The organism is Streptomyces sp. NPDC052687 (assembly GCF_040678395.1).
In the GTDB taxonomy this organism is placed as follows: domain Bacteria; phylum Actinomycetota; class Actinomycetes; order Streptomycetales; family Streptomycetaceae; genus Streptomyces.
The window spans coordinates 53,221-67,171 of the sequence record NZ_JBFATR010000039.1; the positions used below are offsets into that span (position 1 = coordinate 53,221).

Consider the following 13,951-nt stretch of genomic DNA (forward strand, 5'->3'; position numbering starts at 1 on the left):
GCTCCGGTACGGACATTGAAGTCGTAGGTACTGCTACGCCGGGAGCCCGTTTCGCTCTGCAGAAGCCGGACAGCCAAGGAAGCGCCTCACCAGCCGGAAGCCGGTGTTGGCGCCTCGACAACCGAGGGGACATACAACAGATGCGAGCGCAGCCTGCTACGTCTGAGGTGCGCAGGCCCGCAGCGCAACTTGTAGCATACGGGGGCAGCCGGGCAGGGTCAATGCGCGAAGACGCACACCCGGGGCGGATCGCCGCATTCCCGGCAGAAAACTTGTCCCGTGAGGCCACGCGGGCACCGGCGCGCCCCTACGGTGACACCCCCGGGACGGGTTGGACGGAAGAGTACGACGAGGGAGCCCATCATCCAAGAGCCCGAATCCGCCGAGGCCGCACCACCCGCCGAGGCCGACGAGCCGGAGGCCACCCGGCGTGATGCCGGCGTCGCCGAGAGCGCCCGCGCCAACCGGGGCTGGTGGGACCGCAACGCGGACGAGTACCAGATCGAGCACGGCTCGTTCCTCGGGGACGACCGGTTCGTGTGGGGCCCCGAGGGCCTGGACGAGGTGGAGGCCGGGCTGCTGGGCCCGCCGGAGGAGCTGAAGGGCCGGGACGTCCTGGAGATCGGGGCGGGCGCGGCGCAGTGCGCGCGCTGGCTGGCCGCCCAGGGGGCGCGCCCGGTCGCCCTGGATCTCTCCCACCGCCAGCTCCAGCACGCCCTGCGCATCGGCGGCTCCTTCCCCCTGGTGTGCGCGGACGCGAGCGCCCTGCCCTTCGCGGACGCCTCCTTCGACCTGGCGTGCTCGGCCTACGGGGCGCTGCCGTTCGTCGCGGACCCGCGGCTGGTGCTGCGGGAGGTGCACCGGGTGCTGCGGCCCGGCGGCCGGTTCGTCTTCTCGGTGACCCATCCGATCCGCTGGGCCTTCCCGGACGAGCCGGGCCCCGAGGGGCTGACGGTCTCCGGGTCGTACTTCGACCGCACTCCGTACGTGGAGGAGTACGTCGAGAACGGGGTCGGCCGCGCGGTGTACGTCGAGCATCACCGGACGCTCGGCGACCGGGTCCGGGACGTCGTGGCGTCGGGCTTCCGGCTGGTGGATCTGGTGGAGCCGGAGTGGCCCGCGTGGAACACATCCGAGTGGGGCGGCTGGTCGCCGCTGCGCGGGAAGCTGATCCCGGGGACGGCGATCTTCGTGTGCGAGCGGGACTGAGGTCCTCCCCGCGCCGTGTCCCGGTGTCCGACGCTTGCCCGCAGGCACGCGCGCCGCGGGCACGCGCGCGTGGGGGCCGCTCCGGTCCGGTGGCGTTTCCCCGTCGTACGACACTGGGGGCGTGATCCGTTACGACGCTCTGGACGCCCTGCCCGTGCGTGGTGCCCTCCCCGCGCTGCGCGACGCCCTGGAGGGGCCCGGCGCCGCCGTGCTGGTGGCGCCGCCCGGCACCGGCAAGACGACGCTGGTGCCGCTCGCCCTGGCGGGGCTGCTGGGCGACGGGCCGGGGCGGCGGGTGCTGGTCGCCGAGCCCCGGCGGATCGCCGCGCGGGCGGCGGCCCGGCGGATGGCGTGGCTGCTCGGTGAGCGGGTCGGCGAGAGCGTCGGCTACACGGTGCGCGGGGAGCGGGTCGTGGGACGTCACGCACGCGTGGAGGTCGTCACGACCGGTGTCCTGCTCCAGCGGCTGCAGCGCGACCAGGAGCTGACCGGGGTCGACGTGGTGCTGCTCGACGAGTGCCACGAGCGGCATCTGGACGCGGACACGGCGGCGGCCTTCCTGTGGGACGTACGGGAGGCCCTGCGGCCCGAGCTGCGGCTGGTGGCCGCGTCGGCGACGACCGACGCCGAGGGGTGGGCGCGGCTGCTGGGCGGGGCGCCCGTGGTCGAGGCGCGGGGCGTCTCCCACCCGGTGGAGACCGTCTGGGCGCCGCCTCCGAGGCCGGTGCGGCCGCCGCACGGGACGCGGGTGGATCCGGCGCTGCTGACGCACGTGGCGTCGGTGGTGCGCCGGGCGCTGGCCGAGCGGCCGGGGGACGTGCTGTGCTTCCTGCCCGGCGTCGGCGAGATCGCGCGGGTCGCCGCGCAGCTGGGGGATCTCGGGGACGTCGAGGTGCTCCAGGTGCACGGACGGGCGCCGGCGGCGGTGCAGGACGCGGTGCTTTCGCCGGGCGCGCGCCGCCGCGTGGTGCTGGCGACGGCGGTGGCGGAGTCCTCGCTGACGGTCCCGGGCGTGCGGGTGGTCGTCGACTCCGGGCTCGCGCGGGAGCCGCGCGTGGACCACGCGCGGGGGCTGAGCGCGCTGACGACGGTACGGGCCTCGCAGGCGGCGGGGCGGCAGCGGGCCGGGCGCGCCGGACGTGAGGCGCCGGGCACGGTGTACCGCTGCTGGGCGGAGGCCGAGGATGCGCGTCTGCCGCGGTTCCCGGCCCCGGAGATCCAGGTGGCCGACCTGACGGCGTTCGCGCTCCAGGCGGCCTGCTGGGGCGATCCGGAGGCGAGCGGGCTGGCGCTGCTCGACCCGCCGCCGGGCGGGGCGATGGCGGCCGCGCGGCGCGTGCTGTCGGCGATCGGCGCGGTGGACGAGAGCGGGCGCGCCACCGCGCGGGGCGTCCGGCTCTCCCGCCTGGGTCTGCATCCCCGGCTGGGCCGGGCGCTGCTGGACGCCGCCCCGCTCGTGGGGGCGGGGCGGGCCGCCGAGGTCGTGGCCCTGCTGAGCGAGGAGCCGCCGCGCGAGTACGGGGACGACCTCGCGGGGGCCCTGCGGGCAGCGCGGCGCGGCGGTGACGCCTACGCGGGCCGGTGGCGCGCGGAGGTGCGCCGGCTGCGGGCCCTGGCCGAGGAGGCCGGGGAAGGCACCGACCGGGCGAGCGCGCCGGCCCGCGGGGACGGTGGGGCGGGCCGCGCCGCGACGCCCGGTGACCGGACGAGCGAGGGCGAGGACCGGCTCGCCGGTCTGGTCGCCGCACTCGCCTACCCGGAGCGGGTCGCCCGCGCGGACGGCGGGTCGTACCTGATGGTGTCCGGGACGCGGGCCGAGCCGGGTGAGGGCACGGCGTTGCGGGGCGCGCCGTGGATCGCCGTCGCGGTGGCCGACCGGCCCGTCGGGCGGGGGCACGCGCGCGTGCGGCTCGCTGCGGTCGTCGACGAGGACATCGCGCGGCGGGCGGCCGGCGCGCTGCTGACCGAGGGTGACGAGATCCGGTGGGCCGACGGGGACGTCGTCGCCCGGCGTGTGGAGCGGCTGGGCGCGGTGGAGCTCGCCGTACGGCCGCCGGCGCAGCCCGCCCCCGCTCTCGTGCGGCGGGCGCTGCTCGACGGGTTGCGGCGGGAGGGGTTCGGGCTGCTGCGGTGGTCCCGGGAGGCCGGGGTGCTGCGGCAGCGGCTGGCGTTCCTGCGGCTGCACCTGGGCGAGCCCTGGCCCGACGTGTCGTACGACGCGCTGCACGCGCGCGTGGACGAGTGGCTGGAGCCGGAACTGGGCCGGGCCCGGCGGCGCGCGGATCTGGCGCGGATCGACGCCGGGGCGTGTCTGGCCCGGCTGCTGCCCTGGGCGTCGGGTGAGGCCGCGCGGCTGGACGAACTGGCCCCGGAGCGGATCACGGTGCCGAGCGGGTCGGCCGTACGGGTCGATTACGCGGATCCGGAGCGGCCGGTGCTGGCGGTGAAGCTGCAGGAGATGTTCGGGCTGCAGGAGTCGCCGCGGGTGGCCGGGGTGCCGCTGCTGGTGCATCTGCTCTCGCCCGCCGGCCGCCCGGCAGCGGTCACCGCCGACCTCGCCTCCTTTTGGAAGGACGGCTACCGGGGCGTCCGCGCGGAGCTGCGCGGCCGGTACCCGAAGCATCCGTGGCCGGAGGACCCGGCCACGGCGGAGCCGACCCGGCACACCACCGCGCGGCTGAGGCGATGATCCGGTGCGGCTGCGGGCGGGCCGGATGCGGCTGTGGTGGGGCCGGGTGCGGGTGCGTGCCGGATGCTGTGCGTGCCGGGTGCCGCGTGGGCCCAGTACCGCGTGGGCGGTGTGCGCACAGGGCGAGGGCGCCCGTCCGCCGCCGCGGAGGGGCGCCCTCGCCTCGGGCTCGGTGCGCTTACGCGCCGGCCGGGGCCGACTCGCTCGTCGACGGGCTCGGCGACGGCTGCGGCGCCGTCACCGTCAGCTCCACGGTCAGCGTCGCGCCGCCCGTGGTGGTGAGGCGCAGCAGGAACGTGCCGGCCGTGTCGTCGGCGTAGAGCTTCGGCAGCGTCAGCAGTCCGTCGGGGCCGGTCTTCAGGCCCGTCAGGGTGCGTACGGCCGTGCCGTCGGCGTCCTTGAAGTAGGGGCCCTTGTCGTTGACCGACGGGTCGTCCGCCGACGTGATCAGCGTGGCGGTGGCGGCGACGCCGTCCGCGGCGGCGCCCTGGTACGTCGCCTTGACCTTGACCTGCTCGGCGAACTCGCCGCCCGCCACGCAGGTCAGCGCGGTGTCGGAGGTGCGGACGAGCTTGTCGGCGGCCCGCGCGGTGACCGTCGCGGTGTAGCCGATGCCGGGGACCGAGCGGCCCACGACGGTGGCGCGGACGGTGAACGTGCCCGTCTTCTCGCCCGCTTGGAGCGGCGGCGCGACGGCCACGCCGGCGTCGGTGGTCACCATCGTGGCGACGGTCTCGCCACCGGGGAAGGTGGCGTCCGTGGCACCGACGATGGTGAAGCGGACCCGGACCTTGCCGACGCCCTCGCCGGACCTGGTCTCCGCGCGGGTGCTGATCCGCTCGTCGAACACGTCGCCCGCCATGGCGGTGAGCTTCCCGGTGCCCGCGTCCTCCAGGTGGTGGACCGTGTCGGTCGGGGTCGGCGGGGTGGTGGGCGGCGGAGTGGTGGGCGGGGTGGTGGTCGGCGGGGTCGTCGGCGGCTCGCTGGGAGTCTGCGAACCGTCGCCCGGGGAGGGCGGGGTGGGCTTCGGCTTCTGCGTGGCGGGCGGCCTCTGGGTCGCGGGCGGCGTCGGCGACGGGCTGGGCCCGGTGGTGGCGTCGCTGCGGTCGGAGGGCAGCGGGCCGGTGCCGTCCGGGACCTCGTGGGTGCCCTTGCGGTAGTACTCCAGCCACGACAGGACCGTGTTCAGGTACTCCGTCGAGTTGTTGTAGCTGAGGATCGCGCTGCGCAGATCGCTGTCCGTGGACAGGTCCCAGCCGAAGCGGCACAGGTAGTGCCCGGCCGCGAGCGCGGCGTCGTAGACGTTGTTGGGGTCCTTCTTGCCGTCGCCGTTGCCGTCGCGGCCCGCCCACTCCCAGGTGGAGGGGATGAACTGCATGGGGCCGACGGCACGGTCGTACGCGGCGTCCCCGTCGTAGGCGCCGTCGTCCGTGTCGCTGATGTTGGCGAAGCCGACGCCGTTGAGCTGCGGGCCGAGGATCCGGCCGATGGTGGTGCCGCCGGCGGACACCCGGCCGCCGCGGGCCTGACCGGACTCCACCTTGCCGATGGCGGCGAGGAGTTGCCACGGCAGGTTGCAGCCGGGCTTCTTCTCGCGCAGCGTGGCCTCGGCCTTCTTGTAGGCGTCGAGGACGGTCGCGGGTATGCCCGCCGCGGTGTCGCCGGTGATGCCGGGGGTGGCGGTGGCGCCGCTGGAGGGCGAGGGGTTGGGGCTGTTCAGCGGCGGCAGGTCCGTGTAGTACGGCGAGTTGCCGGTCGCGCTCTCCTCGGCGGGGGCGTCCGGGGAGGGCGCACCGGAGGAAGGGGTCTGTCTGCCGGCACCGTCGGTCGTCACATCCGGAGCCTGGGACGCCGCCAGGGCCGCGACCGCTGCCGCGGCCACGGCGGTGTTCGCCGCCCCCTTGCGCAGCCTCCTGCCGAAATGCGCCGCCATGAAGTGAACCCCTCCCAGCGGACGTCTCAGCGCCCGCGTCTGCCCGTTCTGTTGGCGTTGTTCTGTTTTTGTGGTTTTGTTGACCGTTCGACGCGCTCCCCGCACGTCGGCCCTCGCGACCCTACGACAACTTCTTGTGCTCGGGCACCCGTTGGTGCCCGGTTTTCCCTACTTGGCACGCGTCGGCCACCCATACGGTTCCCCGGCTCGCCGGAACCCATCGCATACTGGCCGTCAGATTCGTTCCAGGGGGCCCCGTTGCCGTTCACTCTCAGCCACGCGGCAGCCGTCCTGCCGGCCGTCCGCACCGACGGAACCGGGCGGGCGCGTCTGGCGCCGGCGGTGCTGGTCGCCGGATCGTTCGCGCCGGACATGACCTACTACGCGGCGAGCGCGCTGCCGCGGGCCATGGAGTTCGGTGACGTCACCCACTCCTTCCCCGGGGTGTTCACGGTCGACGTGGCGGTGGCGTGGGCGCTGGTGGGGCTGTGGCTGCTGATCCGGGAACCGCTGGTGGCGCTGGTGCCGCGGGCCCGGCAGCCGCGCCCGGCCGCGCTGCTGCGGTGCGGGGCGCCCCGCGCGCGCATGACGGGCGGTCTCGTGCTGCGCTGGTACGTCTCGGCGGCGCTCGGGGCGCTGACGCATGTGGTGTGGGACGCGTTCACCCACCTGGACCGGTGGGGCATGCGTCTGTTCCCGGTGCTCGGCCGGGAGATCGCCGGGTCGCCGCTGTACTGGTACCTCCAGTACGGCGGTTCCGCGGTGGCCGCGGGGGTGATCGCCGTGTTCGTCGGGCTGGCGCTGCGGCGGGTCCCCGCCGGGGAGCCCTCGGGGGTGCCGGCGCTGTCGTCGCGGGACCGGTGGTGGGCCGTGGCCCTGATCGGCGGCTGCGCGGTCGTCGCGGCGGTGCGGCGGGTAGTGCGGTGGTGGGAGCACTGGGGGGCCGTGGCGAAGCCGTACGAGCTGATCCCGACGGTGTGCTTCGGCGCGGGGGCCGGGCTGGTGGTGGGTGTGGTGCTGTACGCCCTGGCTGTCAGGGTGTGGCGCCCGGGTCCGGTGCGGGGCGGTTCCACCGGGTCCGGGGCCGGCGAGTTGCCTAGCGGGTCTGGCGGTTCCGGTGGCGGTGTGGAGGGCGGGGAGCGGTCCCCGAGCCGGTCGGCGGCTCGTTGAGGGCGGGGACCGTCGCGGTGAACACGGTGACCGTGTACGCCGGCCGGGGTCGCGGCAGCAGGGTGAGGAAGAGGGCCAGGTAGCCGCGGGCCAGGTCGGCCCAGGGCCGCCAGGCGTGGGCGGTCTCGCGCAGGCGGGCGGCTGCGCGAAGGCGCGCGGCGGTGCTCAGGCGGGCGATCGTGCTCAGGCGGGCGCCGGTGCTCAGACGCGCGCTGCTCAGGCGTGCGGCGCCGCTCAGGCGGGTCGCTGCGCGCGGGCGGGCGGTGCGGGAGAGGCGTGGGGCGGACTGTGCGCTTCGGGCGATCCGGCGTCGGAGGTATGTGGTGGCGTGCCGGAGGGTTGCGGCCGGGCCGGCGAGGTGACGGGCGGTGCTTGCGTCGGCCGCGATGGCCGGGACCGGTCGGAGCGGGGGCGCTCCGTGGTGCTTGAGCATGCGTATACCCATGGCGGCATCTTGACGGGAGGCGCGTGGGGGGTGCGCTTTCGCGGGGGCCACGTGGGTGAAAGGGCCGTCCGGGGGTGGGGTCCGTCGCGTCTGGGTGGTTTCGGTGTTCTGGGGGGTGCGGGTGGGTGGGGGCTGGCCGCGCAGTTCCCCGCGCCCCTGTGAGGGGTGGTCGGCGTTGGAGGGTTCGTGCGGGTGAGTGGGGGCTCGTCGCGCAGTTCCCCGCGCCCCTTCCGGGGCGCGGGGTCGTGCGAGGGCTTTCGCCGGTCAGTGCGCTGCGGACTCCCAGTCGGGGCCGACGCCCACCGAGACGTCCAGGGGGGCCCGCAGGCGGACCGCGCCGGCCATCTCGCGGCGGACGATCTCCTCCACGCGCTCGCGCTCGCCCGGGGCGATCTCCAGGACGATTTCGTCGTGGACCTGGAGCAGCATGCGGGAGGTCAGGTTCGCCTCGGTCAGGGCGCGGTCGACGTTCAGCATGGCGATCTTGACGATGTCCGCCGCGGTGCCCTGGATGGGCGCGTTGAGCGCCATGCGCTCGGCCATCTCACGGCGCTGGCGGTTGTCGCTGTTGAGGTCCGGGAGGTAGCGGCGGCGGCCGAAGAGGGTTTCGGTGTAGCCGGTCGCGCGGGCCTCGTCGACGACTCGGCGCAGATAGTCCCGGACCCCGCCGAAGCGCTCGAAGTAGGTGTCCATCAGGGCGCGGGCCTCCGCCGCCTCGATGTTGAGCTGCTGGGAGAGACCGAACGCCGACAGGCCGTACGCCAGGCCGTAGGACATCGCCTTGATCTTGCGGCGCATCTCCGCGTCGACCGCGGACCGGTCGACCGAGAAGACCTGCGAGGCCACCGTCGTGTGCAGGTCCTCGCCGGAGGTGAACGCCTCGATCAGGCCCTCGTCCTCGGAGAGGTGGGCCATCACGCGCAGCTCGATCTGGCTGTAGTCCGCGGTCATCAGGGACTCGTAGCCCTCGCCGACCACGAAGCCGCGGCGGATCGCCCGGCCCTCGTCGGTGCGGACCGGGATGTTCTGCAGGTTCGGGTCGGTGGAGGAGAGCCGGCCCGTCGCGGCCACGGTCTGGTTGAACGTGGTGTGGATACGGCCGTCCGTCGCGATCGTCTTGATCAGGCCCTCGACCGTCACGCGGAGCTTCGCCTGCTCGCGGTGGCGGAGCATGATCACCGGCAGCTCGTTGTCGGTCTGGCCGGCGAGCCAGGCCAGGGCGTCGGCGTCGGTGGTGTAGCCGGTCTTGGTCTTCTTGGTCTTCGGCAGGCCCAGCTCGCCGAAGAGGACCTCCTGGAGCTGCTTGGGCGAGCCCAGGTTGAACTCGTGCCCGACCGCCGCGTGGGCCTCCTTCACGGCCTGCTGCACCGCACCCGCGAACATCTGTTCCATGGCTTCCAAGTGGGCGCGGTCCGCCGCGATGCCGTGCCGCTCCATCCGGGCCAGCAGCGCGGAGGTGGGCAGCTCCATGTCGCGCAGCAGATCGGCCGCGCCGACCTCCCGCAGCCGCTCCTCGAAGGCCTCGCCCAGGTCGAGCACGGCACGGGCCTGGATCATCAGCGCTTCGGCCTCGGCGCCGTCGTCCGCGCCGAAGGCCAGCTGGCCGTCGGCCGCCGCGGCGGGGGCCAGCTCGCGGTGCAGGTACTCCAAGGACAGCGCGTCCAGGTCGAAGGAGCGCCGGCCCGGCTTGACCAGGTAGGCCGCGAGCGCGGTGTCCATGGTGACCCCGGCGACCGTCCAGCCGTGCTCGGCGAAGACCCGCATCGCGCCCTTGGCGTTGTGCAGCACCTTCGGGCGGTCCGCGTCGGCCAGCCAGGCGGCGAACGCCCTCTCGTCGGCCTCGTCGAGCTGGGAGGGGTCGAACCAGGCCGCCGGTCCGGAGGCGGTGGCCAGGGCGATCTCGGCGACCGAGCCGGTGCCGAGCGCCCAGGTGTCGACGGTGGCCACGCCGAGCGGGGCGGTGCCGTGCTCGGCGAGCCAGCCGGCCAGCTCGCCGGTGGTGAGGATCCGGCCGTCCAGCTCCACGCCGTCCGCCACCACCGGGGTGGACTCGGCCTCCTGCGCCCCGGGGTCGACGGCGAGCAGGCGCTCGCGCAGCGACGGGTTGCGGATCTCCAGGGTGTCGAGGACCATCGCGACCGCCTTGCGGTCGTACGGCGCGCGCTTCAGGTCGGCGACCGTCTTGTCCAGCTGGACCTGCCGCTCCAGCTCGGTGAGGCGGCGGTTGAGCTTGACGGCCTCCAGGTGGTCGCGCAGGTTCTGCCCGGCCTTGCCCTTGACCTCGTCGACGCGTTCGACCAGCTCGGCGAAGGAGCCGAACTGGTTGATCCACTTCGCTGCGGTCTTCTCGCCGACGCCGGGGATGCCCGGGAGGTTGTCGGACGGGTCGCCGCGCAGCGCGGCGAAGTCCGGGTACTGCGCGGGCGTCAACCCGTACTTCTCGAAGACCTTCTCCGGCGTGAAGCGGGTCAGCTCGGAGACGCCCTTCGTCGGATACAGCACCGTGGTGTGGTCGCTGACCAGCTGGAAGGAGTCGCGGTCGCCGGTGACGATCAGCACCTCGAAGCCCTCGGCCTCGGCCTGGGTGGCGAGGGTGGCGATCACGTCGTCCGCCTCGTACCCCTCCACCGCGAAGCGGGACACCTGCATCGCGTCGAGCAGCTCGCCGATCAGCTCGACCTGGCCCTTGAACTCGTCCGGCGTCTTGGAGCGGTTCGCCTTGTACTCGGTGAACTCCTCCGAGCGCCAGGTCTTGCGGGAGACGTCGAACGCCACCGCGAAGTGGGTGGGCTCCTCGTCACGCAGCGTGTTGGCCAGCATCGACGCGAAGCCGTAGATCGCGTTCGTCGGCTGGCCCGTCGCGGTCGTGAAGTTCTCCGCGGGGAGCGCGAAGAACGCGCGGTAGGCCAGGGAGTGCCCGTCCATGAGCATCAGCCGGGGTCGGCTCCCGCCGGAGGGGTTGTCGGTCTTCTTCGATGCTGTCTCTGCCACGTCCCCGATCCTGCCACGCCCCACTGACACTCGGACCCACGCCGGGGGGCGGCGCCCTGCCGAGGGGCTGGCGCTCTGCCGGGGGGCCGGCGACTGCCGGGAGTGGGCGCCTCGCCCTGCCCGCCGCCGGGCGCGTGGGCACGCCCGCCGCACGTGGGCACCGTAAGACGTGAGCGCAGGGGGCGCGCGGGGCCCGCGGCGGGTGGGGGGCGCAGGCCCCCGCTCGACGCACCACGGCACGTGCCCTCGCTCGACGCACGGCGCGCACCCCCGCCGACGCACGGCTGCGAGCCCGTCCCACATACGGCGCGCCCCCACGCACGGTGTGACCCAATCCACGTACGCGCGCCCACGCACGGTGTGACCCGCTCCACGTACGGCGCGCCCCACGTACGGCGCGCCCCACGCACCGCGCGCCTCACACACAGCGAGCCTCACGCACGGCGAGCCCTTTCACGCACGGCCAGCCAGCCCGTCCCCAGCAAGCAAGCGGACCGCCCTCCCCCGCCCCCGACTCCCGCCCTCACACCCCCGTACATCCCCGTCTCAGGGCTGATCGCTGTCAGTGGTCCGTGCGAGGATCGGAGACGTACCTCACAGATGTACGAAGGAGAGTGCGCGATGGCGAGGAAGCCACCGAAGGCCGACCCGGTCCAGGACGCGCCGCAGGTCGCCGAGCCGCAGCACGCGGCTGCGGGGCTGCCGGCCATCGGGCACACCCTGCGCGTCGCCCAGCGGCAGATGGGCCTGAAGCGCACCGCGCTGACCCTGCTCAGCGTGAACCAGAAGGACGGTTTCGACTGCCCGGGCTGCGCGTGGCCCGAGCCGGAGCACCGGCACAAGGCGGAGTTCTGCGAGAACGGCGCGAAGGCGGTCGCGGAGGAGGCGACGCTGCGCCGGGTCACGCCGGAGTTCTTCGCCGCGCACCCGGTCGCCGACCTCGCCCGCCGCAGCGGCTACTGGCTCGGCCAGCAGGGCCGCCTCACCCACCCGATGTACCTCCCGGAGGGGGCCGAGCACTACGAGCCGGTCACCTGGGAGCGCGCCTTCGACATCATCGCGGAGGAGATCGCCGCCCTCTCCTCCCCCGACGAGGCCGTCTTCTACACCTCGGGCCGCACCAGCAACGAGGCCGCGTTCCTGTACCAGCTCTTCGCCCGCGAGCTGGGCACGAACAACCTGCCGGACTGTTCGAACATGTGCCACGAGTCCTCCGGCTCGGCGCTGACCGAGACGATCGGCGTCGGCAAGGGCAGCGTCCTGCTGGAGGATCTGTACCGGGCGGATCTCATCATCGTGGCGGGCCAGAACCCGGGCACCAACCACCCGCGGATGCTCTCCGCCCTGGAGAAGGCCAAGGCGGGCGGCGCGAGGATCATCAGCGTCAATCCGCTGCCCGAGGCGGGCCTGGAGCGGTTCAGGAACCCGCAGACCCCGCAGGGCATGCTGAGGGGCGCCGCCCTGACCGACCTCTTCCTGCAGATCCGCCTCGGCGGCGACCAGGCCCTGTTCCGCCTGCTGAACAAGCTGGTCCTGGAGACCGAGGGCGCCGTGGACGAGGAGTTCGTCCGCGAGCACACCCACGGGTTCGAGGAGTTCGCCGAGGCCGCCCGCGCGGCCGACTGGGACGCCACGCTCACCGCCACCGGTCTCACGCGCGAGGAGATCGAGGAGGCCCTGCGGATGGTCCTCGCCTCCAAGCGCACCATCGTCTGCTGGGCCATGGGTCTCACCCAGCACAAGCACGCGGTGCCGACCATCCGCGAGGTGGTCAACTTCCTGCTGCTGCGCGGCAACATCGGCCGTCCGGGCGCGGGCGTGTGCCCGGTGCGCGGCCACTCCAACGTGCAGGGCGACCGCACGATGGGCATCGTCGAGCGGCCCGCGCCGGCCTTCCTGGACGCCCTGGAGAAGGAGTTCGGCTTCGCTCCCCCGCGCGAGCACGGCTACGACGTGGTGCGCGCCATCCGCGCGCTGCGCGACGGCGAGGCCAAGGTGTTCTTCGCCATGGGCGGCAACTTCGTCTCCGCCTCCCCCGACACGGAGGTCACCGAGGCGGCGATGCGGCGTGCCCGGCTCACCGTGCACGTCTCGACGAAGCTGAACCGCAGTCATGCCGTCACGGGCGCGCGGGCGCTGATCCTGCCGCCCCTCGGCCGCACCGAGCGCGACGTCCAGGCGGGCGGCGAGCAGTTCGTGACCGTCGAGGACTCGATGGGCATGGTGCACGCCTCGCGCGGCCGGCTGGAGCCGGCGGGTCCGCATCTGCTGTCCGAGCCGGCCATCGTGTGCCGGCTGGCCCGCCGGGTGCTCGGCGAGCGCAGCGTGGTGCCGTGGGAGGAGTTCGAGAAGGACTACGCGGCGATCCGGGACCGCATCGCGCGGGTGATCCCCGGGTTCGAGGACTTCAACGCGCGCGTGGCCCGCCCCGGCGGGTTCGCCCTGCCGCACGCCCCGCGCGACGAGCGGCGCTTCCCGACGGCGACCGGCAAGGCCAACTTCACGGCCGCGCCGGTGGAGTATCCCGCACTGCCCGAGGGGCGCCTGCTGTTGCAGACCCTGCGCTCGCACGACCAGTACAACACCACGGTCTACGGCCTGGACGACCGCTACCGCGGCATCCGGGGCGGCCGCCGCGTGGTGCTGGTGAACCCGGAGGACGCCGCCGCGCTCGGCGTCGCGGACGGGGCGTACGTGGATCTGGTGAGCGAGTGGAAGGACGGCGTGGAGCGGCGGGCCCCGGGCTTCCGCGTGGTGCACTACCCCACCGCGCGGGGCTGTGCCGCCGCCTACTACCCGGAGACCAACGTCCTGGTGCCGCTGGACGCCACCGCGGACACCAGCAACACCCCGGCCAGCAAGTCGGTCGTGGTCCGTCTGGAACAATCGGCCACCGACTGAGCGTTTGCTCAGCCAGAGCGACCGACAGACGAACGGAGCCGGGCCCCATGGGCGAGCAGCACACCGTGAAGTTCCCGCAAGAGGTCATCGAGGAGTACGCGGCGCTGGGCGTGGACCTGCCCGCCCTGTTCTCGGCCGGGCATCTGGGCACGCGGATGGGCGTGCAGATCCTGGAGGCCTCGGCGGACCGCGTCGTGGGCACCATGCCGGTCGAGGGCAACACGCAGCCGTACGGGCTGCTGCACGGCGGCGCCTCCGCGGTGCTGGCCGAGACGCTGGGCTCGGTGGGGTCGATGCTGCACGGCGGCGTCTCGAAGATCGCCGTAGGGGTGGACCTGAACTGCACGCACCACCGCGGGGTGCGCTCGGGCCTGGTCACCGGTGTGGCCACCCCGGTGCACCGGGGGCGGTCGACGGCGACGTACGAGATCGTGATCAGTGACGAGGAGGGCCGGCGGGTGTGCACCGCGCGGCTGACCTGCATGCTGCGGGACGTGACCCCGCGCGACGAGGAGCGGGCGAGTTCGCTCGGCTGACCCTCCGTCAGCAATCCCCTGGCATCCCCGTCAATTACCTCAAGAGCCGCCGCGCGGCGGCCCGTTGCACCGGGCCG

The 13,951-nt window shown here is 74.1% G+C and carries 7 protein-coding genes; 5 read left to right on the forward strand and 2 right to left on the reverse strand.

Features of this window, described 5'->3' with window-relative positions:
• Window positions 1–312 precede the first annotated feature (312 nt).
• Window positions 313–1,209, forward strand: coding sequence for a class I SAM-dependent methyltransferase (locus tag AB0K92_RS25650; protein WP_365926525.1), 897 nt, complete (start codon window positions 313–315; stop codon window positions 1,207–1,209).
• Between the two features lie 121 nt (window positions 1,210–1,330).
• On the forward strand, window positions 1,331–3,898 hold the full coding sequence (hrpB, locus tag AB0K92_RS25655) for an ATP-dependent helicase HrpB (RefSeq protein WP_365926527.1): 2,568 nt from the start codon (window positions 1,331–1,333) through the stop codon (window positions 3,896–3,898).
• 178 nt (window positions 3,899–4,076) lie between these two features.
• Here hrpB and AB0K92_RS25660 read toward each other — a convergent pair whose 3' ends face one another.
• A complete protein-coding gene (locus AB0K92_RS25660) occupies window positions 4,077–5,831 on the reverse strand; it encodes a lytic transglycosylase domain-containing protein (protein ID WP_365926529.1) in 1,755 nt (584 codons plus the stop codon).
• Window positions 5,832–6,089: 258 nt separating this feature from the next.
• Here AB0K92_RS25660 and AB0K92_RS25665 point away from each other — a divergent pair, with 258 nt between their 5' ends.
• A complete protein-coding gene (locus tag AB0K92_RS25665; protein WP_365926531.1) occupies window positions 6,090–7,001 on the forward strand; it encodes a DUF4184 family protein in 912 nt (303 codons plus the stop codon).
• A gap of 709 nt (window positions 7,002–7,710) precedes the next feature.
• Here the strand turns inward: AB0K92_RS25665 and polA are convergent.
• The gene (gene polA, locus AB0K92_RS25670) at window positions 7,711–10,437 is read right to left on the reverse strand and encodes a DNA polymerase I (protein ID WP_365926533.1); all 2,727 of its coding nucleotides are present in this window, start codon (window positions 10,435–10,437) and stop codon (window positions 7,711–7,713) included.
• 621 nt (window positions 10,438–11,058) lie between these two features.
• Between polA and AB0K92_RS25675 the strand changes: the two genes are divergently transcribed.
• A complete protein-coding gene (locus AB0K92_RS25675; RefSeq protein ID WP_365926535.1) occupies window positions 11,059–13,338 on the forward strand; it encodes an FdhF/YdeP family oxidoreductase in 2,280 nt (759 codons plus the stop codon).
• 47 nt (window positions 13,339–13,385) lie between these two features.
• Window positions 13,386–13,874 carry a hotdog fold thioesterase gene (locus AB0K92_RS25680; RefSeq protein WP_165997513.1) on the forward strand — a complete coding sequence of 163 codons (489 nt, stop codon included), beginning with the start codon at window positions 13,386–13,388 and terminating at the stop codon, window positions 13,872–13,874.
• Window positions 13,875–13,951: the final 77 nt, after the last annotated feature.